The 26,088-nt window shown below is 70.1% G+C and carries 25 protein-coding genes; 15 read left to right on the plus strand and 10 right to left on the minus strand.

Features of this window, described 5'->3' with window-relative positions:
- Window positions 1–2,000: DNA gyrase/topoisomerase IV subunit B (locus AC1DVZ_RS15550; RefSeq protein WP_477619112.1), on the plus strand; the 2,000-nt coding region annotated here is incomplete at its 5' end.
- A 57-nt stretch (window positions 2,001–2,057) separates the two neighbouring features.
- On the opposite strand, the gene AC1DVZ_RS15555 is transcribed toward AC1DVZ_RS15550, so the two are convergent.
- The 8 genes from AC1DVZ_RS15555 to AC1DVZ_RS15590 form a co-directional block, all read right to left on the minus strand.
- Window positions 2,058–3,131: a LacI family DNA-binding transcriptional regulator gene (locus tag AC1DVZ_RS15555; protein ID WP_477619113.1), complete on the minus strand. Its 1,074-nt coding sequence runs from the start codon at window positions 3,129–3,131 to the stop codon at window positions 2,058–2,060.
- Between the two features lie 20 nt (window positions 3,132–3,151).
- Window positions 3,152–3,376, minus strand: a complete 225-nt coding sequence (locus AC1DVZ_RS15560) for a hypothetical protein (protein ID WP_477619114.1) — start codon at window positions 3,374–3,376, stop codon at window positions 3,152–3,154.
- 23 nt (window positions 3,377–3,399) lie between these two features.
- Window positions 3,400–4,308 carry a carbohydrate ABC transporter permease gene (locus tag AC1DVZ_RS15565; protein ID WP_477619115.1) on the minus strand — a complete coding sequence of 303 codons (909 nt, stop codon included), beginning with the start codon at window positions 4,306–4,308 and terminating at the stop codon, window positions 3,400–3,402.
- 1 nt (window position 4,309) lies between these two features.
- Entirely contained in the window at window positions 4,310–5,368 is a 1,059-nt protein-coding gene (locus tag AC1DVZ_RS15570; RefSeq protein WP_477619116.1) for a carbohydrate ABC transporter permease, read from the minus strand.
- A gap of 153 nt (window positions 5,369–5,521) precedes the next feature.
- On the minus strand, window positions 5,522–6,790 hold the full coding sequence (locus tag AC1DVZ_RS15575) for an ABC transporter substrate-binding protein (RefSeq protein WP_477619142.1): 1,269 nt from the start codon (window positions 6,788–6,790) through the stop codon (window positions 5,522–5,524).
- A gap of 190 nt (window positions 6,791–6,980) precedes the next feature.
- Window positions 6,981–7,970, minus strand: coding sequence for a sucrase ferredoxin (locus tag AC1DVZ_RS15580; protein ID WP_477619117.1), 990 nt, complete (start codon window positions 7,968–7,970; stop codon window positions 6,981–6,983).
- Window positions 7,967–10,414: a DNA gyrase/topoisomerase IV subunit A gene (locus AC1DVZ_RS15585; protein ID WP_477619118.1), complete on the minus strand. Its 2,448-nt coding sequence runs from the start codon at window positions 10,412–10,414 to the stop codon at window positions 7,967–7,969. Before AC1DVZ_RS15585 ends, AC1DVZ_RS15580 begins: the two co-directional genes overlap by 4 nt.
- A gap of 67 nt (window positions 10,415–10,481) precedes the next feature.
- The gene (locus AC1DVZ_RS15590; RefSeq protein WP_477619119.1) at window positions 10,482–11,147 is read right to left on the minus strand and encodes a nitroreductase family protein; all 666 of its coding nucleotides are present in this window, start codon (window positions 11,145–11,147) and stop codon (window positions 10,482–10,484) included.
- A 130-nt stretch (window positions 11,148–11,277) separates the two neighbouring features.
- Here AC1DVZ_RS15590 and AC1DVZ_RS15595 point away from each other — a divergent pair, with 130 nt between their 5' ends.
- Genes AC1DVZ_RS15595 through AC1DVZ_RS15620 form a run of 6 tightly spaced genes read left to right on the plus strand, consistent with a single transcriptional unit; the run spans window position 11,278 to window position 18,581 of the window.
- Entirely contained in the window at window positions 11,278–11,799 is a 522-nt protein-coding gene (locus AC1DVZ_RS15595; RefSeq protein ID WP_477619120.1) for an RNA polymerase sigma factor, read from the plus strand.
- Complete coding sequence (locus AC1DVZ_RS15600; RefSeq protein ID WP_477619121.1) at window positions 11,796–13,247, plus strand: beta propeller repeat protein; 1,452 nt, start codon at window positions 11,796–11,798, stop codon at window positions 13,245–13,247. Before AC1DVZ_RS15595 ends, AC1DVZ_RS15600 begins: the two co-directional genes overlap by 4 nt.
- A gap of 60 nt (window positions 13,248–13,307) precedes the next feature.
- Entirely contained in the window at window positions 13,308–15,974 is a 2,667-nt protein-coding gene (locus AC1DVZ_RS15605; RefSeq protein WP_477619122.1) for a bifunctional acetate--CoA ligase family protein/GNAT family N-acetyltransferase, read from the plus strand.
- A gap of 60 nt (window positions 15,975–16,034) precedes the next feature.
- A complete protein-coding gene (locus AC1DVZ_RS15610; RefSeq protein WP_477619123.1) occupies window positions 16,035–16,700 on the plus strand; it encodes a DUF5998 family protein in 666 nt (221 codons plus the stop codon).
- Window positions 16,701–16,746: 46 nt separating this feature from the next.
- Complete coding sequence (locus tag AC1DVZ_RS15615) at window positions 16,747–17,895, plus strand: alkaline phosphatase family protein (RefSeq protein WP_477619124.1); 1,149 nt, start codon at window positions 16,747–16,749, stop codon at window positions 17,893–17,895.
- Between the two features lie 11 nt (window positions 17,896–17,906).
- Window positions 17,907–18,581 carry a thymidine kinase gene (locus tag AC1DVZ_RS15620; protein ID WP_477619125.1) on the plus strand — a complete coding sequence of 225 codons (675 nt, stop codon included), beginning with the start codon at window positions 17,907–17,909 and terminating at the stop codon, window positions 18,579–18,581.
- 22 nt (window positions 18,582–18,603) lie between these two features.
- Here AC1DVZ_RS15620 and sepH read toward each other — a convergent pair whose 3' ends face one another.
- Entirely contained in the window at window positions 18,604–19,824 is a 1,221-nt protein-coding gene (gene sepH, locus AC1DVZ_RS15625) for a septation protein SepH (RefSeq protein WP_477619126.1), read from the minus strand.
- A gap of 127 nt (window positions 19,825–19,951) precedes the next feature.
- Between sepH and AC1DVZ_RS15630 the strand changes: the two genes are divergently transcribed.
- The 3 genes from AC1DVZ_RS15630 to AC1DVZ_RS15640 are packed head-to-tail and all read left to right on the plus strand — an operon-like array spanning window position 19,952 to window position 22,591.
- Window positions 19,952–20,587 carry a trimeric intracellular cation channel family protein gene (locus AC1DVZ_RS15630; RefSeq protein WP_477619127.1) on the plus strand — a complete coding sequence of 212 codons (636 nt, stop codon included), beginning with the start codon at window positions 19,952–19,954 and terminating at the stop codon, window positions 20,585–20,587.
- A gap of 13 nt (window positions 20,588–20,600) precedes the next feature.
- Window positions 20,601–21,719: a ferrochelatase gene (locus tag AC1DVZ_RS15635; RefSeq protein WP_477619128.1), complete on the plus strand. Its 1,119-nt coding sequence runs from the start codon at window positions 20,601–20,603 to the stop codon at window positions 21,717–21,719.
- A 2-nt stretch (window positions 21,720–21,721) separates the two neighbouring features.
- On the plus strand, window positions 21,722–22,591 hold the full coding sequence (locus AC1DVZ_RS15640) for an inositol monophosphatase family protein (protein WP_477619129.1): 870 nt from the start codon (window positions 21,722–21,724) through the stop codon (window positions 22,589–22,591).
- 21 nt (window positions 22,592–22,612) lie between these two features.
- Here the strand turns inward: AC1DVZ_RS15640 and AC1DVZ_RS15645 are convergent, their stop codons facing one another.
- Complete coding sequence (locus AC1DVZ_RS15645) at window positions 22,613–22,798, minus strand: hypothetical protein (protein WP_477619130.1); 186 nt, start codon at window positions 22,796–22,798, stop codon at window positions 22,613–22,615.
- Between the two features lie 346 nt (window positions 22,799–23,144).
- On the opposite strand from AC1DVZ_RS15645, the gene AC1DVZ_RS15650 reads away from it, so the two are divergent.
- From AC1DVZ_RS15650 to AC1DVZ_RS15670, 5 genes are all read left to right on the plus strand, one after another.
- Window positions 23,145–23,444 carry a DUF4193 domain-containing protein gene (locus AC1DVZ_RS15650; protein WP_056920802.1) on the plus strand — a complete coding sequence of 100 codons (300 nt, stop codon included), beginning with the start codon at window positions 23,145–23,147 and terminating at the stop codon, window positions 23,442–23,444.
- An 84-nt stretch (window positions 23,445–23,528) separates the two neighbouring features.
- Window positions 23,529–24,023: a dUTP diphosphatase gene (dut, locus tag AC1DVZ_RS15655; RefSeq protein ID WP_477619131.1), complete on the plus strand. Its 495-nt coding sequence runs from the start codon at window positions 23,529–23,531 to the stop codon at window positions 24,021–24,023.
- A 7-nt stretch (window positions 24,024–24,030) separates the two neighbouring features.
- On the plus strand, window positions 24,031–24,924 hold the full coding sequence (locus AC1DVZ_RS15660; RefSeq protein WP_477619132.1) for a DUF3710 domain-containing protein: 894 nt from the start codon (window positions 24,031–24,033) through the stop codon (window positions 24,922–24,924).
- An 8-nt stretch (window positions 24,925–24,932) separates the two neighbouring features.
- Window positions 24,933–25,352, plus strand: a complete 420-nt coding sequence (locus AC1DVZ_RS15665) for an OB-fold nucleic acid binding domain-containing protein (protein ID WP_477619133.1) — start codon at window positions 24,933–24,935, stop codon at window positions 25,350–25,352.
- Window positions 25,342–26,088, plus strand: a complete 747-nt coding sequence (locus tag AC1DVZ_RS15670; RefSeq protein WP_477619134.1) for a DUF3159 domain-containing protein — start codon at window positions 25,342–25,344, stop codon at window positions 26,086–26,088. The genes AC1DVZ_RS15665 and AC1DVZ_RS15670 overlap by 11 nt, the downstream gene beginning before the upstream one ends.

Below are 26,088 nucleotides of genomic sequence, written 5' to 3' on the forward strand. Positions count from 1 at the left end.
TGCACTGCCTGTGGGAGATCATCGACAACGCGGTGGACGAGGCGCTGGCCGGCGTGTGTGACCGGATCGAGGTCATCCTCTACCGCGACGGCTCGGTGGAGGTGCGCGACAACGGACGCGGCATTCCCGTCGACATCGAGCCTCGGACCGGGCTCACCGGTGTGGAGGTGGTCTTCACCAAGCTGCACGCCGGCGGGAAGTTCGGCGGCGGCTCCTACACCGCCTCCGGTGGCCTGCACGGCGTCGGCGCGTCGGTGGTCAACGCGGTCTCGGCCCGGCTCGACGTCGAGGTCGACCGCGGCGGCAACACCTACGCCATGAGCTTCCGACGCGGTGAGCCCGGCTACTTCCCGGACGTCGCCACCGACGACAAGGCCCCTGACCACGAGTTCACCCCCTACGAGCGGACCAGCGAGCTGGCTGTCGTCGGCAGGACCAAGCGTGGGGTGACCGGTAGCCGGATCCGTTACTGGGCCGACGAGCAGATCTTCCTCAAGGACGCCGAGTTCGACTACGACGGGCTGATCGCGCGGGCGCGCCAGACCTCCTTCCTCATCCCCGGACTGACCCTGGTCATCCGCGACGAGCGCCGTCGACCCGGCACCGCGGGGGAGACGGCGACCCACGTCGAGACCTTGGTGCACGACGGCGGCATCTCCGAGTTCGTGGAGTTCCTGGCTCCGGACGCGGCTGTGACCGAGGTGTGGCGGCTGCAGGGCACCGGCACCTTCACCGAGACGGTGCCGGTCCTCGACGCCAAGGGCCACATGTCACCCACGGAGGTCGAGCGCGAGTGCGGCGTCGACATCGCCGTCCGTTGGGGCACCGGCTACGACGCCCGGGTCAGCTCCTTCGTCAACATCATCTCCACGCCCAAGGGCGGCACCCACATGACCGGCTTCGAGCAGTCCCTGCTCAAGGTCTTCCGCAAACAGCTCGAGGTCAACAGCCGCCGACTCAAGGTCGGCAGCGACAAGCCGGAGAAGGACGACGTGCTGGCCGGCCTCACGGCGGTCGTGACGGTGCGTCTCGCCGAGCCGCAGTTCGAGGGCCAGACCAAGGAGGTGCTCGGCACCAACGCCGTGCGCGCCATCGTCGCCAAGGTCGTCGAGCAGGAGCTGACCGCCCGGATCACCTCGACCAAGCGGGGCGAGAAGGCCCAGGCGGCGCTGCTGCTCGAGAAGGTCGTCTCGGAGATGAAGTCGCGGATCAGCGCGCGGCTGCACAAGGAGACCCAACGTCGCAAGAACGCCCTGGAGACCAGCAGCCTGCCCGCCAAGCTCGCCGACTGTCGCTCCACCGACGTCGAGAGGTCCGAGCTGTTCATCGTCGAGGGAGACAGCGCCCTGGGCACCGCCAAGCTCGCCCGCTCGAGCGACTACCAGGCCCTGCTGCCGATCCGCGGCAAGATCCTCAACGTCCAGAAGGCCTCGGTCTCGGACATGCTCAAGAACGCCGAGTGCGCCGCCATCATCCAGGTGATCGGTGCGGGTTCCGGCCGGTCGTTCGACCTCGACGTGGCCCGCTACGGCAAGGTCATCATCATGACCGACGCCGACGTCGACGGCGCCCACATCCGCACGCTGCTGCTCACCCTGTTCTTCCGCTACATGCGTCCCCTCGTCGAGGCGGGGAGGGTGTATGCCGCCGTGCCCCCGTTGCACCGCATCGAGGTCGTGAACATGGGGTCCAAGAAGAACGAGCTGATCTACACCTACTCCGAGAAGGAGATGCGCACGACGGTGGCGTCGCTCGGCAAGCGGGGCAAGAACATCAAGCAGCCCCTGCAGCGCTACAAGGGACTCGGGGAGATGGATGCCGACCAGCTCGCTGAGACCACGATGGACCCGCGCCACCGCACCCTGCGCAAGGTGACCCTGCGCGACGCCGAGGCGGCCGAGCGGGTCTTCGAGCTGCTCATGGGCAACGACGTGGCGCCGCGCAAGGACTTCATCGTCGACTCCGCCGCGGGGTTGGACCGGGAGCGGATCGACGCCTGAGCCGAGCCGGGCGACTCCATGGGCGTTGGTCGCCGCGAGGTCAGGCCACGGCCGGCGTCAGCCCGACTGGGGGAGCGCGGCTACCTGGTGTGACGCCTCGTGCGACGGCTGGTGTGACGGCTGGCGTGACGGAGCCGCGGTCGAGCCACGGACGACGAGCTCGACGTCGAGCACGTCGTCGATGATCGTGTCGGACGCGCGGCCGTGCAGGGCGTCCAGCATGAGGAGCCCGGCTCGCCGCCCCTGGGACTCGACGTCCTGGCGGACGGTGGTGAGGTCGAAGATCTCGGCGTGGATGTGATCGTCGATGCCGATGACCGACACGTCGCGCGGCACGTCCAGGCCGTGCCGTCGGGCAGAGCTCAGGACCCCGAAGGCCATCTCGTCGGAGGCGGCGATCACGCAGGTGGGCAGGTGGGGGAGCGAGAACATGCGGTCGGCGTGCTCTGCGGCACCGGCGGCGGTCCAGTCGCACTCCAGGGTCCACTCGGGCGGACACACGAGGCCGTGGTCGGACATCACCTTGGCGAAGGCGTCCCGCCGGTCGAAGGGTGTCTGCAGGTGGGTGATCGAGGAGGGCACGGTCCCCGCGTAGCCGATGTCGCGGTGTCCGAGCTCGATCGCGTAGCGCGTCGCCAGCGCCATCGCGGCACGGTCGTCGATCCGCACCGAAGGCCATCCCGGCTGCCGGTTGCCCACTGTCACCACCGGCATACCGAGGCGGTCCAGCAGGGATCGTTCAGCCGGCCTGGGCGGGACGTTGAGGATGATGGCACCGTCCGCGCGTTTCCAGAGCATGTTCTGGGTGATGGGCAGCCGTGTGTCGAAGGTGTGCCCCTCGAGATCGCAGAGCAGGACGTGGAAGCCCTCCTCGCGCAGCGCCTTCTCGATGCCGCTGACGACGGTCGCGAAGAACCACCGGTTGAAGTACGGCGTGATCACGCCGACGCCGCGCGTGCGACCGGAGACCAGGCTGGTCGCGGCGGGGGAGGCGACGTAGTGCAGCTCGGTGGCGGCGGCCAGGACCCGGTCGCGGGTGCGGGGGCTCACCCTGTCCACCCCGCGCAACGCGCGCGACACGGTGGCCACGGACACCCCCGCGGCTTTGGCCACATCGCCGATGGTGGTCATCTCGCACCTCCAGTCGAGGTCTAGACGCCGTTGTTGCGCCGCAGCCGCCAGACGAACCAGAGGGCCGCCAGAAGGACCGCGAGGAGCAGGGCGGACGCCACCGCTGGCTCCCCGCGGACCTCCAGCAGGACCGTCTGCACGACGGCCATGAACGCGAAGAACCCGAGGATCCCGAGCAGCATGTCCAGCCGTTGGGCTCGCGCCCGCTGACCGCCCGTGCCACCCCCGGGGTTGAAGATGCCCATGATCGAGGGGTGTCGGCTGACGCCTAGCCCTTCACACCTCCGGCAGTGAGTCCGGACACGATCTTCCGCTGGAAGATCAGCACCATGATGATGAGCGGCACGGTGACGATGGTGCCGGCTGCCATGACCGCCGTGTACGGCTCTTGTCGAGGTTGGGCACCGGTGAACTGCGCGATGGCCACCGTGACCGTCTGGGTCGCCGGCGTCGAGAACTGCGCCGCCAGCAGGAACTCGTTCCAGCTCGCGATGAAGGCCAGGATCGCCGTGGTGAACAGGCCGGGGGCGGCCAGGGGGATCATGATCTTGCGGAACGCCTGACCGGGCGTGCAGCCGTCGATCCGCGCGGACTCCTCGAGCTCCCACGGCATCTCGGCCAAGAAGGCCGTGAGGGTATAGATCGTGAGTGGTAGCGCGAACGAGATGTTCGGGATGATCAGCGCCTGGTAGTTCGCGCCGGTCAGCCAGCCCCAGTCGGAGAACATCTGGAACAGCGGCGAGACCAGGGCGACGCCCGGGAACATCGAGGACCCGAGGATGATGCCCAGGACGATGTACTTGCCGGGGAACTGGAGCCGGGCCAGCGCGTAGGACGCGAAGACCCCGACGACCATGGCGACGATGGTCGTCACGATGCCGATGATGACCGAGTGCCACAGCGCCGCACCGAAGTGGTTGCCACGCTCGGTGGAGAAGGCGGTCCGGAAGTTGTCGAGCGTGACGTGGGTCGGCCACGGGCTGCTGTCGAACGTGTAGCCGACGTCACGGAACGCGGTGACGATCATCCAGTAGAACGGGGACAGGCCCCAGATGACGATCGCCGCGAGACCGAAGTACATCCGGATCTTGGCGTTGCGGTTGCTCTTGAAGTGGATCTCCTGGGCCTCGGTGCGGCCCGAAGCCGGGGGAGCGGCCGTGGTGGTCGTGGTGCTCATCTCAGGCTCCTGTCGAAGTGGCGTTGGCGGCGACCGGGTTACCGACCTCGGATTTCGGGTCCTTCGGCTTCGCCTTCGACGGGGGCTTCTGGATCACGTCGGCGCCACCGAACTTGATGAACAGGAAGGCGGTCAGCGCGATCAGCAGGAACACGATCGTCGACAGCGCGGACGCACTGTGGAAGCCGCTGCGGATCTGCCTGATGACCAGCATCGACAACGACGTGGTGCCTCCTGCGCCTTGGGTCAGGATCGCTGGGAGGTCGTAGATGCGCAGGACGTCGAGCGTGCGGAAGAGCACTGCGACCATCAGGGGGGTCTTGACCAGGGGCAGCGTGATCCTCACGAACGTCTGGAACTTGCTGGCGCCGTCGATCTCGGCCGCCTCGTAGACGTCCGAAGGGATCAGCTGCAGGCCGGCCAGGATCAGCAGGGCCATGAACGGCGTCGTCTTCCAGACGTCCGCGATGATGATGGCGAACTTGGCCGCCATGGGGTCGCTGGTCCACAGCTGGGGTGAGATCCCGACAGAACCCAGCAGGACGTTGGCGATTCCGTCGAAGGCGAAGATGAAGTAGAAGAGCTTGGCGGTCACCGCGGTCGGAATCGCCCAGGGGATGAGGATGGCGGCGCGCACGAGGGCGCGGCCCTTGAAGTCGCGGTTCATGATCATCGCGAACCACATGCCGAGCAGCACCTCGAGGACGACGCTGACGACGGTGAAGAACAGCGTCACCCAGAGGGCGTCGTAGAACTGCGCACCGAGCGTGCCCGGCGGGCAGTCGACGTCACCGCACTTCTGGAGCAGCCAGTGCGTGTAGTTGGACAGGCCCGCGTTGCCGCCCTCGACGAACAAGCCGGTCGCCGGGTCGAGCCCTTGGTCCTTCCCGAAGGACAGCTGGATGGCCTTGAACAGCGGGTAGATGATGATCAGCGTCAGGAAGGCGATCGTGGGGGCCACGAGCAGGAGGCCCTGACGGCCCTGTCCTGCGTTCAGGCCCTTGCTCTTCTTCGGCTTCGTACCGCTCGATCGCGGTGCGGTTGATGTGGCTGCGCTCATGCCTGCTCCTAGCCCGGGAGGTGCGTCTCAAGGTGGGTCGAGATGAGGGTCGAGTCGAGCTTCGACCGAGGATGCGAAATGGCAGGGGTCCTGCAGGTGTGGGGGTGGCCCCGTGGGGCCACCCCCACACCTTGGGATGTTGCGTCGGACAGGTCAGCCGCCGGATGCCTGCATGGCTGCCTGCATGTCCTTGACCGCTGCCTCGGGTGTCTTCTGCCCCTGGATCGCGGCGAAGAAGTTGTCCTGGATCGCCTGCGTCACCGCGGGGTAGAACGGCGTGACCGGACGGGACACCGCGTTGGCGATGGACTCCTTCAGCACCGGGAGGTACGGGTACTTCTTGACCAGGGCCTCGTCGGTGTAGATGGACTCGATGACCGGGGCCAGCGAACCCTTCTCCATGTTGTTCTTCTGCTCCTCAGGACTGGTGAGGAACTTCAGGAAGTCCAGCGCAGTGGCCTTGTACTTCGAGTAGGTGCTGATGGCGGCCTGGTGGCCACCGAGCGTCGAGGTACCCGGACCGCTGACACCGGGGAGCGGCGCCACCGCGAACTTGCCCTTCACCTTCGACGACGCGTCGGTGCTGGCCAGGTTGTAGACGTAGGGCCAGTTGCGCAGGAACAGCAGCTTGCCGGCCTGGAAGGCTGCACGGCTCGCCTCCTCCTGGTAGGTGATCGCCTGCTTGGGGATGTCGCCGTTCTTGTAGTGGTCGGCGAGCTCCTTCAGGCCCCTGGCTGCCTCGGGGGAGTCGACGGTGGGCTTGCCCGCGTCGTCGACGACCTTGGCGCCGTAGGCGTTCATCCACTCGGTGGCGTTACAGGTTCCACCTTCGTACTTGGCGAACTGTCCGGCGAAGCAGTCGATGCCGTTCTTCTTGGCGATGGAGCACATGCCCCACATCTCGTCGATGGTCTTCGGCGGGGTCTTCACCAGGTCGCTGCGGTAGTAGAGCATCGCGCCGTCCGAGGACGTCGGGGCGGCGAAGAGCGTCTTGTTGTAGGTCGATGCCTTGACTGGGGGCTCGAGGAAACCGGTGGTGTCGAGCTTGAAGCTGTCCTTGAGCGGGGTCAGCCAGCCCTTGGCGGCGAACTCGGCAACCCAGACGACGTCGACCGACACCACGTCGTAGCTGGGGTCCTTGGCCTGGAAGTGCTGCACGAGGTCGTCGTGCTGCTGGTCGGCCTGGTCGGACTGCTCCTTGACCGTCACCTTCTCGTTCGGGTGGGCAGCGTTCCACTTCGCGGCCATCGGGGCCAAGAGTCCGCTGTTGTCCTTGCCCTGGACGTAGGTGATCGGACCGCGCGCCGTGGCGCCTGCGGAGCTACCCCCAGTGGTGCCGCCGTCGTCGCCGCCGCAGGCCGAGGCGACGAGCGCCACGGCCACAGCTCCGGCCATCACCGTGAGGGTGCGCCGCTTGTGCATTCGAAGGGCCATTCGCCCGCCTCCCATATTTCTCGCGTAGCGCTGAGGCGGACTGCCTCTGCGCTGAGGTGAACCGGTCTCATGTAAACGTTTACGCTCCGTCCCCGCAATCCGAAGATGGATGCGTCTCGGTAACGATTGGGTAACTGGGAAGAGGCCGGCGCATGACGCGTCGGCATTGTCCTGATCCTCAGACCAGTACTCGGCCGACCCAGTCCACGACGTGGACAGGGACCTTCCCGCACGATTCGGGCAGTTCGTCGTGGGCCCGGCGTTCGAGGGCGACCTGCCAGCTGCGACCGTCCCTGTGCCGCACGGCATACGCGCCCACGCCCGGCTCGGCTTTCGCGGGCCGGGCGGCCACGTCGAGGTCTGGCTGGGCGATCTCGGACACCGTCAGGGCGGTGAGGTCGGTGATGCCGGCTTCGTGCCGGACGTGGGACTCGGCGGCCTGCTCGGGGGCAGTCAGCGCGCTGCGACCACGGTCGTGACGAGGCCCCAGAACTCCCTCCGGCAGGTGGTCGGAGGCGGCCCGATCGAGCAGCTGGGCGCTCAGGTCGGCGTCGAGTCGGGCCAGGGTCGCTCCGTGGGGGAGAAGGACGCCGGTGGGGGCGAAGCGGTGGCCGCCGGTGTGCGACGCCTCCCACACGCGCCCGGGGTGGGCCTGCGCCGCGTCCAGGGCGACGGGGCGCCCTCGGACGGCGCAGCACACGTCACGACGTCCGTTGGTGCAGACCAGCAAGATCGGCTCGGCCGGTGCGGCCCCGGGCACTGTGGCGAGGACGGCGCCACGGTCACCTCTGGCGAGGGCGTCGAGGTCCAGCTCCAGCAGCGCGGCGGGGTCGGTGACCGTCAGGCTCAGCAACCAGGGCTCGGTGCCCGCCCACGCGAGGTATGCCGTGTGCGCGCCGCCGTGCGCGTCGTCGGCGTGCCGTCCGGGTCGACGGATGAGGGACAGTCGGCCACCGCGGTCGGCGCAGGCCTGCGACAGCGAACTGCCTACTCCCGCAGACAGATGCGACTGAGTCGCAGCGTCGCGACCCCAGGGTCCGGGCTGCTCCAGTGCCACGAAGAAGGTCGCCCGAGCCGCCGTGCCGTAGGCGCTGACGTCTGCCTGGTCGAAGCCGACCGAGCAGGCGTCTGGCGCGGGAGTGGCATGGGTGGCGTGGCTGGAGTTCACGACAGCGGCGGCGCGGCGATGCGGGCGATGGCGGTCGTCGCAGGGACACCGGAGCCGTCGCGTCGGCCCGTCGCGTCGGGCAGGTCCAGCGCCACGCCGTTGGCGGCCGCGGCCCGCGCGGGCAGGGCGCCCGCCCAGGCGAGGACGAGCGTGTCCTCGCCCTTGAGGAACCGGTGGCAGCGCACGCCACCTGTGGCGCGGCCCTTGGGTGGGTACTCGGTGTAGGGGGTCACCTTGATGGAGCCGGGTTCGGTGCCGGGCAGCGCTCCCGACGAGCCGGACGAGGTGACCACGATCGCGTCTGCGCCCTCGGGCACGGCGCCGAAGAAGGTGACGCGCTGACCTGCGGCGAGCTTGATGCCCGCCATGCCCCCGGCCGGCCGGCCCTGGGGTCGCACCACGGCGGCGCCGAACCTCAACAGCTGGGCGTCCGAGGTGATGAACACGAGATCCTCTGTGCCAGAAGACAGTTCGACGGCACCGACGACCTCGTCCCCGTCCTTGAGCGAGATCACCTCGAAGTCAGCTCGCGCCGGGTAGTCGGTCGTCACCCGCTTGACGACGCCCTGGGCCGTGCCCAGGGCGATCCCGGCGGAGTCGGGCGACACCGAGACCAGGGCCAGTGGCTCCTCGCCCGCCGGGAGGTCGACGTAGGCCGCGAGCGGCGCCCCGCCGGACAGGCTGGGGGAGCCGTTGGTCGGCGGCAGGGTGGGCAGCTCCAGGGCCGAGAGCCGCACCAGCCGACCGCGCGAGGTGACCAGCCCGACCTCGCCGCGGGCCGTCGTGCGGACGGCGCCGACCAGGGCGTCGTGCTTGCTGCGCGAGGCGTCGACGGGCAGGGGGTCGGCGGAGCCGGTGCGCGCCATCAGGCCCGTGGAGGACAGCAGCACCCAACAGGGGTCGTCGGCGACCTCGAGGGGCGTGGCGGTGGTGGCGGGCACGCCGGCGGACTCCAGCAGCACGGTGCGGCGCGGCGTCCCGTGGGTCTTCGCGACGTCGGCGAGCTCGGTCGACACCGTCTTGAGCAGGAGCTTCTCGTCGCCGAGGATCAGCTCGAGCTCCTCGATGAGCCGCTCGAGCTCGGTCTTCTCCTTGTCGAGCTCGAGGCGGCTGAACTTGGTGAGCCGGCGCAGCTGGAGCTCGAGGATGTAGTTGGCCTGGGCCTCCGACAGGTCGAAGACGTCCATGAGCCGGGCGCGCGCGGCGGCCGCGTCGTCCGACGTGCGGATGACCTGGATGACCTCGTCGATGTCGAGGATCGCGATGAGCAGGCCCTCGACGAGGTGCAGCCGGTCCTTGTACTTGTTCAGCCGGTACTCGGTGCGGCGGCGCACGACGTCGGTGCGGAAGTCGACGTAGACCCGCAGCAGGTCCTTGAGCCCCAACGTCTTTGGCTGCCCGTCGACCAGCGCGACGTTGTTGATGGAGAAGGAGTCCTCCATCGGGGTGAGCTTGTAGAGCTGCTCGAGGACGGCGTCGGGGTTGAAGCCGTTCTTGACCTCGATGACCAGCCGCAGGCCGTGCTTGCGGTCGGTGAGGTCCTTGACGTCGGAGATGCCCTGGAGCTTCTTGGACTGGACCGCGTCCTTGATCTTCTCGATGACCTTCTCGGGGCCGACGAGGTAGGGGAGCTCGGTGACGACGATGCCCATCCGGCGCGGCGAGGTCTTCTCGACCCGGGTCGTCGCGCGGGTGCGGAAGCTGCCGCGGCCGCCGAGGTAGGCGTCACGGATCCCGTCGAGCCCGATGATGCGGCCGCCCTGGGGCAGGTCCGGACCGGGGACGAACCGCATCAGGTCGTCGAGGGAGCAGGTCGGGTTGGCGATGAGGTGCCGGGCCGCGCCGATGACCTCGACGAGGTTGTGCGGCGCCATGTTGGTCGCCATGCCCACGGCGATTCCGCTGGCACCGTTGACGAGCAGGTTGGGGAACGCGGCGGGCAGCACCTCGGGCTGGAGCAGCTGGTCGTCGTAGTTGGGGATGAACTCGACGGTCTCCTCGTCGAGGCCGGTGGCCATGAGCATCGCGGCCGGCGCGAGCCGTGCCTCGGTGTAACGCGAGGCCGCCGGGCCGTCGTCGAGTGAGCCGAAGTTGCCGTGCCCGTCGACCAACGGGAGGCGCATCGTGAACGGCTGGGCCATGCGGACGAGGGCGTCGTAGATCGCCGTGTCGCCGTGGGGGTGGTACTTGCCCATGACGTCGCCGACGACGCGGGAGGACTTCACGTGGCCGCGTTCGGGACGCAGCCCCATCTCGGACATCGAGAACAGGATGCGGCGCTGCACCGGCTTGAGGCCGTCCCGTGCGTCGGGCAGGGCGCGCGAGTAGATGACCGAGTAGGCGTACTCGAGGAACGCCCCCTGCATCTCATCCTCTACGTCGATGTCGACGATCCGCTCGACGAAGCTCTCGTCGGCGGGCACGGGCGGGGTCTTGCGGGCCATGCGTGTGTGCATCTCCTTGCGGTCGTCCCCGCACGGCGCGGGGAACCCCCCCAATCTTGTCCCACCCCTAGACGAGGTCGGCCACCGACTCGCCGCTGAACCCGTGGTCGGCTACCCCGCCGCTGAAGTGCCCCCAGTGCACGACGTCGGTGGCCGCCCTGCGTGGCCGGGTCCGGCTGGACCCCTCGGTGCGGCGCAGCTCGTGGCCCAGGGCCACCACCCCCACCAGCCGCCTGTTCCCGGGTATGCCGTGGGCCCGCCGGACCTGCTCGTGCCGCGCCGGGGGGATGCCGAAGAACAGTGCCCCGAGGCCCTGGTCGACTGCGGCGAGCAGCATCAGCATGGCCGCCATGCCGGTGTCGACGTCCCAGTAGGGCACCGGCCACCTGGCGGGGTCGCGGTCGGTCCAGCCCTTGTCGGGCTCGGCGTAGCGGTCGAGGTAGGTGTCGGGGTCGGAGAGGCACAGCACCAGGACCGGGGCCGACGACACACCCGACAGCCAGCCGTCGAGGGGTGCATCGGGGGGCAGCTCCGGGTCGCGGCTGGCATCCCAGAACCGTTGCCGATCCTGGTTGTCGGCGAGGACGACGAAGTCCCAGCCCTGGCTGAAACCGGCGCTGGGAGCCCGCTGCGCGGCATACAGGACCTCGGCGAGGGCCGTGCCCGCGACCGGGCGCAACGGATCGAAACGACGCACCATGCGACGCCGGCGGACCACCTCACGAAACTCCATCCGCCCATCCTGTCGTGCCCGCGACGGGTGGGAGCAGCGCGCCTGCAAGACTGACGAGCGACCCACCGCCGTCCACGGCCAACCTGGCGCCCTCCTGCGGCGTCCACGAGGCATGACGACCTTGGCCGCGGTGGCATTCACGGGAGGGGTGGCAGTGCCGGCGCGAGACCGCGTGGACGTGGAAGCGTCCGTTCGTGAGATCTACGACGTGCACTACGCCCGCCTCGCCGGGTGGACCGCCAAGCTGGTCGGCGACCCGGACCTCGCCCACGACCTGGCCACCGAGGCCTTTCTCAAGCTGTTCCGCGAGTTCAACCGGGTGGACGACCCGCGGCCGTGGCTCTACACCGTGACCGCCAACCTCGTGCGCGACCACTGGCGCAAGCGGGGCCGGGAAGCCGTCGCCTACCAACGTCACGAGGCGGGTCGCGACGACTTCACGGCCGACGCCGACCACGCGACCACGCTCACGGTCCGGGATGCCGTCGAGGCGTTGCCGGACCGGCTGCGGGTGGCCGTGATGCTGCACTACTTCGCCGACCTGCCCGTGGCCACCGTGGCCCGGCAGCTCGACAAGTCCGAGGGAACGATCAAGCGGGACCTGTTCGACGCGCGCCAGCGGATGGCGACGATGCTGGGAGAGATTCGATGACCCCCGACCTGTCCGACCTGCCCGGTGCGGGGGAGCAGCGCGATCCCGTGGCGGACTTCTTCGCCCGGGAGCGCGCCGACATCCGGGAGCTGCCTGCCGGCACCGACCGCTGGGAGTCGATCGTCCTCGAGGCCTCGCGGCCTCGCCGCAGGCACGTGATGCCCTACCTCGCGGGTGCGGCGGCGGTCGCCCTGATCGGTGGAGTCGTCTGGGGCACGGGACGAGGACCCGGCACCGACCAGGTCGTAGGCACCGCGAGCAGCACGTCGGCGGTGTCGACGGTCACGGTCACCGAGACCGTCCGGCCGTCGGTCGTGCTGCCGACCCCGTCGGACGGTGCGTCCAGCGTGCCCGTCCGGACCGGCCCGCTGCCCGTCCCCGCCAGCTTTGTCCCGGTGTCGATGTCCAACGGTGGCAAGGGCGCCCTGCGCGCGTTGGGGTCGGCAACCTGCGGCCGGACCTCGTGTGTCTCCGTGGTGGGCTCCGACGACGACGGCGGGACGTGGACCTCCCGGGCCACCTTCACCACGTTCACCGCTGAAGGGATGGCCCGGCACACTCCTGACGGCAGCAACCAGCTGGTGGGCCTGCGGTTCGCGACACCGGACATCGGCTACGCCTACGGCAGCCAGGTGTTCCGTACGACCAACGGCGGTGACCGTTTCGAACCCATGGATGTCGGCGGTCGTCGAGTGCTCTCGCTCGAGATCGGTGGCGGCACGGTCTGGATGGTCACCGCCGACGAGTGCCGGCGTGGCGAGGCGGCGGCCGACCGCGGCTGCACGGGGCTGGAGATCTGGTCGGCGCCGGTGTCCGCCACGCGGGCGACCAAGGTCGAAGCGCTCGACCTGCCCGCACGCGCCGAGGCGGCGTGGCTGAGCATGGACGGTGCCGACGCCTATGTCAGCGTGTCCTACCTCGACCCGTCCGTGCAGACGATGCCCCGGCGCGTCTCAGGCTCTCCCCAGACCTTGGCCAGACCGGCCGGGTGCGCGAAGACCGGTGGCGTCTGGGTGTGGGCGACCGCCAACACGCGCGGGGGGCTGGTCGCGCTCTGTCGGGACGCGACGGCGCCGACCGCCGAGTATGCCGTGGCCACGTCGAGCGACCGGGGTGAGCGATGGGCTGCTGCGGCCACCGCCACCAACCTGGGGCAGCCAACCTACGCCGGTGTCTGGCTCACCGCCGTCGACCTGTTGCACCTCGTCGCCGTCTGGCAGGGACTCCCGACGAGCGGCGCCCTCACGGGTGAGCCGTCGACCCTCGCGACGAGCCGCGACGCCGGGGCGAGCTGGTCGGGCGCCGAGGTGGTCAAGGGCTCGGACGCGTGGTCCTGGGTCGGAGCCGCCGGCGGCCAGACGGTGTACGCGCTCGGCAGCGGGGGCCTCCTCTACGACGTGAGCACGGACGCCGGGGCGAGCTTCGGGCAGCGCCAGTTCCGCCGGTAGCCACGACGAATCAGCAGTCGGCCGACAGCCACCCGGCCTGCTCATGACATGCTTTCGCCCATGAGTGAGGCCTCGGCCCTTCCGGCCGGCTATCCGGCAGAGTGGGAGGCCGACGTCGTCCTGCGGGACGGGTCCGTGGCCCACCTGCGGCCGATCACCCCCAGCGACGTCGAAGCGGTCCACCGGTTCCACGCCGGACAGTCCGACGAGTCGATCTACATGCGCTTCTTCGCACCCCTGCGCCAGCTCAGCGACCGCGACGTCACCCGGTTCACCAACGTCGACTACCACGACAGGGTGGCCCTGGTCGCCACCGTGCGTGGCGACATCATCGGCATCGGGCGCTATGACCGGATCACCCCGACCAGCGCCGAGGTGGCCTTCAACATCTCCGACCTCTACCAGGGCAAGGGGATCGGCTCGGTGCTGCTCGAGCACCTTGCGGTCATCGCCTGGGAGGCCGGGGTCGACGAGTTCACCGCCGAGGTGCTGCCGCAGAACCGCAAGATGATCTCGGTGTTCTCGGACGCCGGCTACGAGGTGAGCCGCCATTTCGCGGATGGCGTGGTCTCCCTGACCTTCCAGATCCAGYCCACCGAGCGCTCCGAAGCCGTCCGGCTCTCGCGCGAGCACCGGGCCGAGTCGGTGAGCATGCACTCGGTGCTCTTCCCCGACTCCATCGCGGTGGTGGGGGCCAGCCGCCGGTCCGACTCGATCGGGCACCACATCCTGGCCAACATCATGGCGGCCGGCTTCAACGGTGCCGTCCACGCCGTCAACCGCGAGGCGATGGAGGTCCTCGGGCTCCCAGCTCATGCCCGCGTGTCCGACATCCCGGACGAGGTCGACCTCGCGGTCGTCGCCGTGCCTGCCGCGGAGGTCCTCGACGTGGTCGCCGACTGTGCTGAGGCAGGCGTCAGGACCCTGCTGGTCGTCAGTGCCGGGTTCGCCGAGTCCGGCCCGCAGGGGGAGGAGCTGCAGTCCCAGCTCCTGGCCGCGGCCCGGGAGTCGGGCATGCGGGTGCTGGGACCCAACTCGTTCGGCGTGATCAACAACGACCCGGCGGTCCGGCTCAATGCCTCGCTGGCACCCGAGCTGCCGCCCACCGGGCGGTTGGGACTGTTCGCCCAGAGCGGTGCCCTCGGGATCGCCGTCCTGGCGTCCGCCGCCCGCCGTGGGCTCGGCATCTCGGTGTTCGCGTCCGCGGGCAACCGGGTCGACGTCTCGGGCAACGACTTCATGCAGTACTGGATTGACGACCAGAGCACCGACGTGGTCGGCCTCTACCTCGAGTCGATGGGAAACCCGCGCAAGTTCTCCCGCATCGCGCGGCGGCTGGCGTCGACCAAGCCGGTGATCGTCGTGAAGTCCKGCGTCTCGTCGTACGGCGTCCCGCCGGGGCACCGGGCGGGCTCGACGAGGGTCCGCCCCGAGGCCTTCGACGCGATGCTGCGCCAGGCCGGGGTGATCCGGGTCGAGAACGTCCACCAGATGTTCGACGTCGCCCAGCTCGTCGCCCACCAACCGCTGCCCCGGGGCAACCGGGTGGCCATCGTCGGCAACTCCGACGCCCTCGGAGCGCTCACCGCCGAGGCCTGCATCAGCTGGGGGCTCGAGGTCGCCCACGGGCCGGTGTCGCTGCCGAGCGACGCCCGGGGCGAGCACTTCGCCGAGGCCCTCGCCGACGCGTTCGCCGACCCCGAGGTCGACAGCGTCCTCACGTGCTTCATCCCACCACTGGTGACCCCCGACGAAGACGTCGCCACGGCGGTTCGCGATGCCTCCATGAGGAACGAGAAGCCCTGTCTGGCAACGTTCCTCGGCATGCGTGGAGTCGTCGAAAGACTGTCCGGCGACGCCGCTGAGGGACGCCCCACAGTGGTGCCCGCCTACGCGATGCCCGAGGACGCCGTGCGCGCCCTCGCCGCCGCGACGAGGTATGCCGAGTGGCGGGCCCGCGACCGCGGCATCGCCGTTGCTCCGGCCGGGATCGACCGTGAGGCGGCCGAGCTCCTCGTCGAACGCGTCCTCGAGAAGTCGCCCGAAGGACGACGGCTGACCCTCCAGGAGGTCACCGAGCTCCTCGCCGCCTACGGCATCGATGTGTGGGGCAGCGTGCCTGCCCGCACGGTCGACGATGCCGTCGCCGCGGCCGGGGTGATCGGCTATCCGGTCGTCATCAAGTCGGTCGCGCCGCTCATGCGTCACTCGCCGGGGCTGAGTGGCATCCGGGTCGACCTGCGCACCGAGGCGCAGCTGCGCGAGGCCTTCGACGGGCTGAACGAGCGGCTGGCGCCGATGTCGGCCAACTCCTTCGTCGTGCAGCGGATGGCCACGCCGGGGGTGTCGTGCGTGGTGCGGACCGACGAGGACCCGTTGTTCGGCCCGGTCGTCTCGTTCAGCATCGCGGGTCCGCCTACCGAGCTGCTCGGCGACATCGGTCACCGCATCCCGCCGCTGACGGACGTGGACGTGTCCGACCTGATCTCGTCGGTCAAGGCCTCGCCCATGCTGCACGGCCACCGCGGTGCCGCCCCCGTGCACCGTGCCGCCCTGGCCGACCTCATCGCGCGGGTGTCGGTGCTCGCCGACAACCTGCCCGAAGTGACCAGCCTCGTCCTGAACCCGGTCAATGCGCAGGTCGGGGGCGTGGACGTGCTCGGTGCCGAGGTGACCCTCGCCCCGACCCCGCGACGCAAGGACCCGGGGCGTCGCACCCTCACGTAGGCACGCTGACTGGCCACCTGGCCGGAGCGCGGTTGGCCTCCCTAGGGCAAGATGGCACCCATGGGTTCCACCTCGCCCCAGAATGCCGGCTCACAGAGCGCCGCCACACCGAGTGCCTCCGCACACGGTGCCGCCTCCAACGGCGCCTYCGTGCCGCCGACACCGCTGCCCGTCGACCTCACGCGGGCCATCGAGCGAGCCGGCTACTACCCCGCCCTGGTGGCGGACGTCGTCCACGCGGCACTGGGTGGCGAGGAGGTCGTGTCCCACCTGGTCCACCAGGAGACGACGTTCGACCACGATGTGGTGCGTCGCCACATCACCGTGCTCGCGCTCACCACGTCGCGGCTGGTCATCGCCCACGCCGACGACCACACCGACGAACGCCCTGGCCACGAGGACGTCGCCACGGCCACGACCGAGAGCGTTCCGCTCTCGGCCGTGCGCGGGGTGATGATCACCCACGTGGTGGCCCGTCCCCAGGAGTACCAGCCCGGATCCCTGGGCCGTGAGATCACCCTCACGCTGGGGTGGGGGGCGGTGAGCCGCATCGACCTGATGCCCGCCACCTGCGCCGACCCCGACTGCGAGGCCGACCACGGCTACGAGGGCAGCGTCGCGTCCGACGACATCTCGCTGCGGATCAGCGCCGACGCCGAGGGCGAGACGGCCCTGCAGCAGGCGCTCAGCTTCGCGCGGGAGCTGTCGGCGAGCATCGGCAGCTGACGTGCCCCTCCCTGTCGAGGACCGGTCCAAGGCGATGCCCTAGCCGATGCCACACGCGGGACTGCTCCCACCCCACTACGACGAGGCCGGACTGGCCGGTGTGCTGCCCGCCGTCGCCGCGAGCCTCGGTGTCCGCAGGTATGCCGACGCGGCCCACCTCGAGCTGCCCGAGGCGCGTCGTGCCCTCGTCGTCCTGGTCGACGGCCTGGGCTACGAGCTGATCAGGCGACGCGGCGGACACGCTCCCTTCCTGCGCTCGCTGCTGCCCGCGGCATACCGCATCACGGCCGGCTTCCCGGCCACGACGGCGACGTCGATGGGGACGTTCGGCACCGGCCTGCCCCCGGGGTCGCACGGACTGCTCGGGTACGAAGTGCTGGTGCCCGGCGAGGACCGCCTGGTCAACGAGCTCTCCTGGGAGGACGGCCCCGACCCCCTCACCTGGCAGCCTCAGGAGACGGTCTTCGAGGTCGCCGAGGCGGCCGGGGTGTCGGTCACCCGCGTGGGCCCGGGATTCTTCGACGGGTCAGGGCTGACGCGGGCCGCGTTGCGGGGTGGGAGGTTTCGCGCGGCTGACACGCTCGCTGACCGTGTCGACGCCTCACTCGAGGCCGTGCGGTCCAGCACCCGTTCGCTGGTCTACCTCTACTGGGGCGAGCTCGACAAGGTCGGCCACGTGTTCGGCTGCCAGTCCTGGGAGTGGGGTGACGAGCTGGAGGCCATCGACGCCGAGCTCGGCCGGTTGGTGCGGTCGGTGCCCAGCGACACCGCGGTGTACATCACGGCCGACCACGGCATGGTGGATGCCCCCCACGCCCTGCGGATCGACCTCGCCCACGACGTCGAGCTGGCGGCCGGCATCCGGCACGTCGGTGGCGAGCCACGCGCCCTGCAGCTCTACTGCGAGGACGGGGCGGCCGCTGACGTCGCCCAGACCTGGGCGGCCCGGGTGGGGGAGCGGGCCTGGATCCGTACGCGCGAGGAGGCCACGCGCGAGGGCTGGTTCGGACCGGTCAGCGAGGTGAACCGGCCACGCATCGGCGACCTGGTCGTGGCGATGCGGGACAACTTCGCCATCGTCGACTCCCGGCGCGCCCGGCCCCAGCTCCTGGCGCTGCTCGGGCTGCACGGCTCGCTGACACCCGAGGAGTCGGCCGTGCCGCTGTTCCACGTCGCAGCGCGCGACAACGCCTAGGGTGTCCTCTCGTGGCTGAGCTCGTCTTCTTCTCCGGGACCATGGACTGCGGCAAGTCGACCCTTGCCCTCCAGATGGACCACAACCACCAGGCCCGCGGCAGGTCCGGCCTGATCTACACCAAGCTGGACCGGGCCGGCACCGACGTCCTGTCCTCCCGGCTCGGGCTGTCGACGGCCGCCCACGAGGTCAGTGACGACCTCGACTTCTGGGAGGCCGTGGTCGACCAGGCCACGAGCGGGCTGCGGGTCGACTACCTCATCTGCGACGAGGTGCAGTTCTACACCCCTGCCCAGGTCGAGCAGCTCGCGAAGCTCGTCGACGAGATGGGCATCGACGTGTTCGCGTTCGGGATCACGGCCGACTTCCGCACGCAGCTGTTCCCCGGGTCGCGCAGGATGATCGAGCTCGCCGACCAGGTCCAGGTGCTCCAGGTGCAGGCCCTGTGCTGGTGTGGCCGACGGGCCACCCACAACGCCCGCGTCGTGGGCGGCGTGATGGTGGTCGAGGGGGAGCAGGTCGTCGTCGGCGACACCAAGCCCGGCAGCGAGACCCTCGTCGAGTACGAAGTGCTCTGTCGCCGCCACTTCATGCGCAGGATGAACTCGGCAGCCGCCCGCGCAGCCGCGGCCTCACCGGACGTCCTGCCGTTCGACCTCGACGTCTGCCCGGTCCCGCAGGGCTGAGCACAGGTCGTCGGGCGCGGTCTCAGTCGCGGGGCTTGGCCCCGAACATGACGTCGTCCCAGCTCGGGACGCTGCGGCGAGCGGGTCTCTTGGCAGCCCCAGCGGCCCCAGCGGAGGTCTTGCGAGGCGCCCGGTCCTCCGGCGAGTCGTCCTCGGCGCGGTTGCCGGATGCCTCGGCGTGGTCACGCGGTGCCTCGGCCTCGGGCTCTGGTTCTGTATGCGCTTCCGCGTCGACGTCGGGCCCGTGGCCCACTTCGGGCTCGCTGGCCTGCGGCGGGAGCACCGCTGGCAGCACGTCGTCGCCGATCGCGCTGTCGGGGTCGTCGAGGGGGTGCAGGCCCTTGGCTCCCGGCGGCGGACCCATCGACTCCGGGTCGTAGGCGAGGTCCTCGAGGGGGAGGGCGTCGTGGCGGGGCGCGTCGTCGACCGGGGTGTGGGTCGGGGGGTTCTTGCGCCGGCGCGGCCGGCCGCGGTGCGAGGCGCGCTCACGCATGGCCGACATCAGGTCCAGCGGTTCCTCGGTCGAGGAGGACGACGAGGCGCGCGGGGAGGTGTGTCGGGCCGACCCGACACCGCCTTCGGCTTCGACGTCGTAGACGGTTGTCGTGCGCACCGGTGCGGAGACGAGGTGCGGAGCCGGAAGCGGAGAGGTGGCCCCGGAGGCGTCCTCCTCGCTGAGCCACCGGGCCTCGTCGTCGACAGCGGCGACCGTGCGGGCCTGCACGTCGAAGGACCAGCGGGCCTGACGCTCCCGTCCGCCTGCGGGAAAGGTGAGGATGACGGTCCAGTCGCCCTCGGTGCTGCGGGCCGCGTCCCACTCGGCGGACGACGGGTCGACCCCCCGGCCGGACAGCCGCTGGCTCACCCGGGCGGACAGGGTGGGTGCGCTGGCACCACTGGCGCTGCGCCCGCGCAGTCGCACGGCTCGAGCAAGGCCGGCGACGTACTCACGTTCGGCAAGGATGGGGCCCTCGTAGCGGCGGACCTTCTCGACCGGCCAGCCGGACCGTCCCGCGACCTCCTCCGCTGACAGGCCGCCTCGGATCAGGGCCTGTACCTCGCGAGGACGCATGCCTCCGTCGATCTCGATCTGCAGCTGACCGAGCCGTGGCCGGTCACGACGGGCAGCAGCGCGCAGTGGTTCGTCGAGCTGGACCCGGAAGCGTTCCCCCTCGGAATCGGACAGCAACAGGTGCTGGCCGTCCTCCTGCACACCGATCAGCCGCAAATCCCGCATTGCCATCGTCTCCAGTATCGGCATGGTCTCCCGTATCGCCCTTGCTCGTGGATAGGGCACCGTGCTGCTGACTCTGCCATCCCCGAGGTCGAGGCGAAAGCGCCCACGCCGCAAGGGTAGTTTTGACCTCGCGATGCTGACCTTCGACGCACACCTCCAACTGGCACTCGACCTCGTCGGGGTGTTCGCGTTCGCGCTGTCCGGGGGCCTGGTGGCGGTGAAGAAGCGCCTCGACCTCTTCGGGGTGCTCGTCCTGGCCGGGGCGGCAGCCCTCGGGGGTGGCGTGATGCGCGACATCCTCATCGGTGCCCTGCCACCGGTGGGCATCTCCGACTGGCGACTCCTGGCGTCCGCGCTGGTCGCAGGCCTCGTGACCTTCCTCTACCACCCGGGTGTCGAGCGGATCTCGCGCTTCGTCCGGGTGCTCGACGCAGCCGGACTCGCGGTTTTCGCGATCGGCGGCTCCCTGAAGGCCCTCGGCGCCGGCATGGACCCCCTCACCTCCGTCTTCGTCGGAGGCATCACCGCAGTCGGCGGCGGCATCGTCCGCGACGTGCTGGCCGGCCAGGTGCCGGAGGTGCTGCGTCGCGAGATGTACGCGCTACCCGCCCTGCTCGGCTCGGTCCTCATCGTCACCGCCCACCACTTCGATGCCATCAACCCCGTCGTCATCTGGGGGTGTGTCGCCCTCGTCTTCGGCATGCGGATGGTGGCGGTCATCCTCGACGTCCACGCCCCGAAACCCCTTCGCACTGGAGACCACACATGAACGGCTCGCTGACGTGACCACTGACGAAGGACCCCTCGAGCCCTACGACGGCATCCTCCTGCTGTCCTTCGGTGGACCCGAGAAGCCCGAGGACGTGCTGCTGTTCCTGCGAACCGTGACCGCAGGCAAGAACATCCCCGACGAGCGGCTGCTCGAGGTCGGCGAGCACTACTACGGCTTCGGCGGCCGCAGTCCGATCAACGACCAGAACCGCGCCCTGCTGGCCGCGTTGCGCGGGGAGCTCGACCGGCGCGAGATCGACACCCCGATCGTCTGGGGCAACCGCAACTTCACCCCCTTCACGGCGCAGGCCCTGGCGCAGGCGCACGACCAGGGCCTGCGGCGCCTGGTCACCGTCGTCACCAGCGCCTACTCGTCGTACTCCTCCTGCCGGCAGTACCGCGAGGACCTCGCTGCCGCGCAGCAGACGGTGGCGGAGTCAGGGATGACCATCGAGCTGGACAAGATCCGCCCCTACTCCAACCACCCGGGCTTCGCCCGCGCGAACACCAGGCTGGTCACCGAAGCCGTGCGCGGCGCCCTGCACGACGGAGCGGAGGCTGCCGGAATCCGGCTGCTGTTCGTCACCCACTCGATACCGACGGCGATGGACGACACGTCTGGACCAGGCGACGCGGAGGGCAACGCCTACAGCCGACAGCACATCGCCCTCGGGGCCGCCATCACCGACGAGGTGAACGCGACCCTCGACACCGACCTCACCGGAGAGCTCGTGTTCTGCTCGCGATCGGGTCCTCCCGCGCAGCCGTGGCTCGAGCCCGACGTCAACGACCGCCTCGAGGAGCTGGCGCGGGAGGGTGCCACGGTGGTGGTCGTGGCACCCATCGGCTTCGTCTCCGACCACATGGAGGTCGTCTACGACCTCGACACCGAGGCCGCCGCCACGGCGCAGCGGCTCGGGCTGCGCCTCGTGCGTGTGCCGACGGTGGGTGTCGATGCGGAGTTCGTCTCCGGACTGGTCGACCTCGTCCTGGAGAGAGCCGCCCAGGCGCGCGGCGAGGAGCCTGCCACGCCGGCCTGGCCGGGCCGGGCCGCCATGCCGTCCACCTGTGCCCCGGGGTGCTGCCCCAACCTGCGGGACGCCAGGCCGGCCCTGTGCGGGCGGGACTGACCATGGAGCTGCACGCACCGGACGCCACCACCCTCGAGGCCCTCGAGCGCCTTGCGGTCGAGGTGTGCCTGGAGGCGGGCCGGCTCGTCGTCGACGAACGCCCCGCCGACCTCAGCGTCTCCAAGACCAAGAGCACCGCCACCGACGTCGTCACGATCATGGACCAGCGGGCCCAGGACCTCCTGCGCTCACGCCTGCACGAAGCCCGGCCCCAGGACGGCTTCCTCGGCGAGGAGGAGGGCGGCACGGACACCCACTCGGAGATCACCTGGGTCGTCGACCCCATCGACGGCACGGTCAACTACCTCTACGGCATTCCTGCGTATGCCGTGTCCGTGGCCGCCGTCGTCGGTGACCCGACCACGCCGGGGGCGTGGCGACCGGTGGCAGGGGCCGTCGTCAACCCGGTCACCGGTGAGCTGTTCCACGCACGGGTCGGCTCAGGAGCCTGGCTGCGGGTCGGGACCGCGCCGGCGACCCGACTGGAGATCGGTAGCCCGCCCGCGCTCGGTCATGCCCTGGTCGGCACCGGTTTCGGCTACGACGCGCTGCGTCGCGACTGGCAGGCCCGGGTGCTGCTCGGGGTCCTGCCGCAGGTCCGCGACATCCGCCGGATCGGGAGTGCCGCGCTCGACATCTGCTCGGTCGCCGCGGGGAGCCTGGACGCCTACTACGAGCGCGGGCTCAACCCGTGGGACCTGGCCGCGGCCTGGCTGGTGCTCACCGAAGCCGGAGGCGTGTTCTCCGGCCTCGACTCGCAACCACCCAGCGACGCGATGGTGGTCGGCGCGGCGACCCCGCTGCACACCGAACTGCACGAGGTGGTGCTGCGTGCGACGGAGCGGGCAGGCAGAGACGTCACGGGAAGCTAGCCCGCGTGGTGACCCGGAGGGTCAGGCTGCGCTGTAGTTGGTGAGCTCGGGGATGCGCAGGCCGTGCTCGTCCGCGAGGCGGGCCAGGCTCTCGAGCTCTGCTTCACGGACGGAGGCGAGGTAGTCGTCGCCGGACTCCTGGGCTGTGCGCAGGGACTGTGCCGCGCGGGTGGCGCGCTGGGTGATCTCGGAGTGGAACTCGGTCATCGTGCACCCCTCTCTTCGTCGTTTCACAAGTCGGGTCGGCCGGGCCGGAGGTGAGGACTCTACGGGTACAAACGCCATTCGTGGGAGTTGGGGCTGCCCGGTCTGGGTGAATCTTGGGTGAACCCAGACCATGACTTGGCCGCGGCTTGGCACGTCCCGCAGGGGGCCGCGAGGTCATGGGGTGKCCGAATCTGGACCCGATGGTGACGTGGGGCGCTGGATAGGGCACAATCCCCGCCTGCGGTGGGCACAAAACCGCAGGCACCAGCGTTAACACCGGCGACTCGTCTTTCCGAGGCACGGGGAGACACAGATCACCGACACAACAGGGAGAGCGACAGCGACCATGGCGACTGACTACGACGCGCCGCGCAAGACCGACGACGAGCTGTCCGAGGACTCGATCGAGGAGTTGAAGTCCCGCCGCGTCGACAAGAGCGCTTCCAGCGTGGACGTCGACGAGACCGAGCAGGCCGAGGGTTTCGAGCTCCCCGGTGCAGACCTGTCCGGCGAAGAGCTCTCGGTTCGGGTCATCCCGCGCCAGTACGACGAGTTCACCTGCTCCAGGTGCTTCCTCGTACACCACCGCAGCCAGCTGGCTTCCGAGTCCGGCGGCCAGATGGTGTGCCGGGAGTGCGCCGCGTAGGTGAACGGTGACACCGTGAGCGGCGCCTGGCGTGCCACGATGGGTGGCGCTGGCACGCTCGGTGCAGAGATAGGGTCAGTCCACGTGACTGGCCCTTCTCTCGTTCCGCCGTCGACGGTCTCGGTCGGCGTGCGCCGCCTCGACACCGGGTTGCCGCTGCCGTCCTACGCCCACCCGGGCGATGCAGGAGCAGACCTGTGCGCTGCCGCCGATGTCACGCTCGAGCCGGGGGAGCGCAGCCTGGTCCCCACCGGAGTGGCACTGGCCATTCCCGACGGCTGGGTCGGCCTCGTGCACCCCCGCTCCGGACTCGCCGCCAAGCACGGGATCAGCATCGTGAACGCCCCGGGCACCGTCGATGCGGGCTACCGCGGCGAGATTCTCGTCAACCTGATCAACCTCGACCCGCGCGACGCGTTCACCGTCCGTCGTGGCGACCGCATCGCCCAGCTGGTGGTCCAGCAGGTGGCACGGGTGGAGTTCCTCGAGGTTGATTCGCTCGAAGCCACCTCGCGGGGTGACACTGGACACGGTGCCAGTGGCGGCTTCGGCGACCACACCCAGACAACGAAGGACTGACTCACCAGTGGGCATTTTCCGACGAGGCAAGAACACCGACGCGACCGATGCGGCGGACCTCGACCAGACCCTCGACCAGACCGTCAACCCGGCGGGCTCGACGGACTCCGACGACGCGCGGGAGGCCGCCGACGCCGAGGGCACGACCGACCTGACGGGCTCGAAGGGCTCGACGGGCTCGACGGGCCGCGAGGATGCGGTGGACGCAGCTGGTGCGAGCGAGCGTCCCGGTGTCCAGGGGCCGTTCGACTCCTCGGAGGTCGACCTCGACGGCGACGGACGGCTGGACCTCGGCGCCCTGCGCATCCAGGGGGTCCCGGGGATGGAACTGCGTCTGGAGGTCGACGAGGCCGCCAACCAGGTGGTCGGCGCGACCGCCGTCATCGGTGACTCGGCCGTGCAGATCCAGGCCTTCGCCGCCCCCAGGACGCTGGGCATCTGGGACGACATCCGCGCGGAGATCGCCGAGTCGATCCTCGCCCAGGGCGGCACCGCCGACGAGGCCCGCGGTCCGTTCGGCACCGAGCTTCGCACGAGGATGCCCTCGGCCGGGCCCGACGGACGGACCGTCTTCGCCCCCGCCCGCTTCGCCGGTGTGGATGGTCCCCGGTGGTTCCTCCGTGCAGTCTTCTCCGGCCGTGCCGCCATCGAGGACGAGGCCGCCGCACCCTTGCTCGACGTGGTGCGCAGCACCGTCGTGGTCCGTGGTGACGGCGCGATGGCGCCCCGGGAGATGTTGCTGCTCAAGCTCCCCGAGCAGGTCGAGGTGCCCGAGACCGACGCATCCCTGGCCAATGGTTCGCCGTCCGACGCCGAGAGTGCCGACGCGCAGAGGGCATCCGGACACGTCGACGACCTCAAGCCCTTCGAGCGGGGTCCCGAGATCACCGAGGTCAGGTAGGACACATCATGGCCACCAAGCAGCCCACCACCGTCGCCCCTCACCCTGCGCACGGCCGCAAGTCGGCGTTGTCCCGACTCGGCGAACGGCTGACCAAGTCGGTCACCCAGATCGAGGCCGAGGAGCTCAAGGAGGATGCCGCCCGGATGGGTTGCACCCCCATGTGCGACCTGCGGGATCGCCAAGAGGCGACCGTGTCGGGGACCGTGCGTGCAGTGACCCTGCGCCCGCGGGTCAACGTCCCCGCGCTGGTCATCGACCTCTATGACGGCAGCCGGACGATCAACCTCATCTGGCTGGGGCGCAGGACCATCGGCGGCATCCAGCCAGGCACCTACCTCCGCGCCCACGGGCGCGTCACCTACACCCGCGGCATACCCACGATCTTCAACCCCTCCTACGAGATCGTCCCGCTGCGTGCCCACTGAACCGAGCGCCGGTACCACCGTCGAAGAGCTCATCCGGCATCGCCTGTCCACTGCCCTGGGCGGTTGGCGCGGCTCCCTCGAGACCGCCCTGCCCACCGTGGCGTTCGTCGTCCTGTGGGTGTGGCGCCAGGAGCTGACGACGGCCATCGTCGCCTCCGTGGCGGTGACGGTGGTCCTCGCCGTCCTGCGAGTCGTGCAGCGACAGAGTCTGCAGTTCGTCCTCTCGGCGGTCTTCCCCACGGCGATCGCGGCGTTCTTCGCGTTGCGGAGCGGTCGCGCGCAGGACGCCTTCCTGCCCGGCATGATCTGGAATGCCGTGATGCTCGCGGTGGCGACCGTCTCGGTCGTGGTCCGCTGGCCGCTGGTCGGCTTCATGGTCGGCGCCGGTGACCCGCGAATGGCCGACGATCCGGTCGGCTGGCACCGCGACCGCGGCCTGGTCAGGGTCTGCCAGCGGCTCACGCTCGTCCTGGTCGGCCTCTTCGTCGTGCGGCTGCTCGTCATGGTGCCGCTCTACCTGGCCGGGCAGGTGGCCCTCCTGGGCGTCGCGAAGGTCGTCCTCGGGTGGCCCCTCTGGCTGGCAGGTGTGGGCGTGATGGGCCTGCTGCTGGTCAAGGGACACACGCCCCCCGAGCTCGACGACTCCGACCGCCCGGTGCAGGAGCCCGCCGAGGTCCTGGCGTCCGACGAGACGCAGGAGCCCGTGACGTCGGGCGAGTCCGAGCGGCGGGCCTGA

It is taken from the genome of Pedococcus sp. P2_E5 (assembly GCF_056403895.1).

What these genes read in the sequence shown, in the direction of transcription:
- AC1DVZ_RS15555 (WP_477619113.1), bottom strand. Translation starts at nt 3,131, where the DNA reads ATGACCACCATCGGCGATGTGGCCAAAGCCGCGGGGGTGTCCGTGGCC.
- AC1DVZ_RS15560 (WP_477619114.1), bottom strand. Translation starts at nt 3,376, where the DNA reads ATGGGCATCTTCAACCCCGGGGGTGGCACGGGCGGTCAGCGGGCGCGA.
- AC1DVZ_RS15565 (WP_477619115.1), bottom strand. Translation starts at nt 4,308, where the DNA reads ATGAGCACCACGACCACCACGGCCGCTCCCCCGGCTTCGGGCCGCACC.
- AC1DVZ_RS15570 (WP_477619116.1), bottom strand. Translation starts at nt 5,368, where the DNA reads ATGAGCGCAGCCACATCAACCGCACCGCGATCGAGCGGTACGAAGCCG.
- AC1DVZ_RS15575 (WP_477619142.1), bottom strand. Translation starts at nt 6,790, where the DNA reads ATGCACAAGCGGCGCACCCTCACGGTGATGGCCGGAGCTGTGGCCGTG.
- AC1DVZ_RS15585 (WP_477619118.1), bottom strand. Translation starts at nt 10,414, where the DNA reads ATGGCCCGCAAGACCCCGCCCGTGCCCGCCGACGAGAGCTTCGTCGAG.
- AC1DVZ_RS15590 (WP_477619119.1), bottom strand. Translation starts at nt 11,147, where the DNA reads ATGGAGTTTCGTGAGGTGGTCCGCCGGCGTCGCATGGTGCGTCGTTTC.
- AC1DVZ_RS15600 (WP_477619121.1), top strand. Translation starts at nt 11,796, where the DNA reads ATGACCCCCGACCTGTCCGACCTGCCCGGTGCGGGGGAGCAGCGCGAT.
- AC1DVZ_RS15615 (WP_477619124.1), top strand. Translation starts at nt 16,747, where the DNA reads ATGCCACACGCGGGACTGCTCCCACCCCACTACGACGAGGCCGGACTG.
- sepH (WP_477619126.1), bottom strand. Translation starts at nt 19,824, where the DNA reads ATGGCAATGCGGGATTTGCGGCTGATCGGTGTGCAGGAGGACGGCCAG.
- AC1DVZ_RS15630 (WP_477619127.1), top strand. Translation starts at nt 19,952, where the DNA reads ATGCTGACCTTCGACGCACACCTCCAACTGGCACTCGACCTCGTCGGG.
- AC1DVZ_RS15640 (WP_477619129.1), top strand. Translation starts at nt 21,722, where the DNA reads ATGGAGCTGCACGCACCGGACGCCACCACCCTCGAGGCCCTCGAGCGC.
- AC1DVZ_RS15645 (WP_477619130.1), bottom strand. Translation starts at nt 22,798, where the DNA reads ATGACCGAGTTCCACTCCGAGATCACCCAGCGCGCCACCCGCGCGGCA.
- AC1DVZ_RS15650 (WP_056920802.1), top strand. Translation starts at nt 23,145, where the DNA reads ATGGCGACTGACTACGACGCGCCGCGCAAGACCGACGACGAGCTGTCC.
- AC1DVZ_RS15665 (WP_477619133.1), top strand. Translation starts at nt 24,933, where the DNA reads ATGGCCACCAAGCAGCCCACCACCGTCGCCCCTCACCCTGCGCACGGC.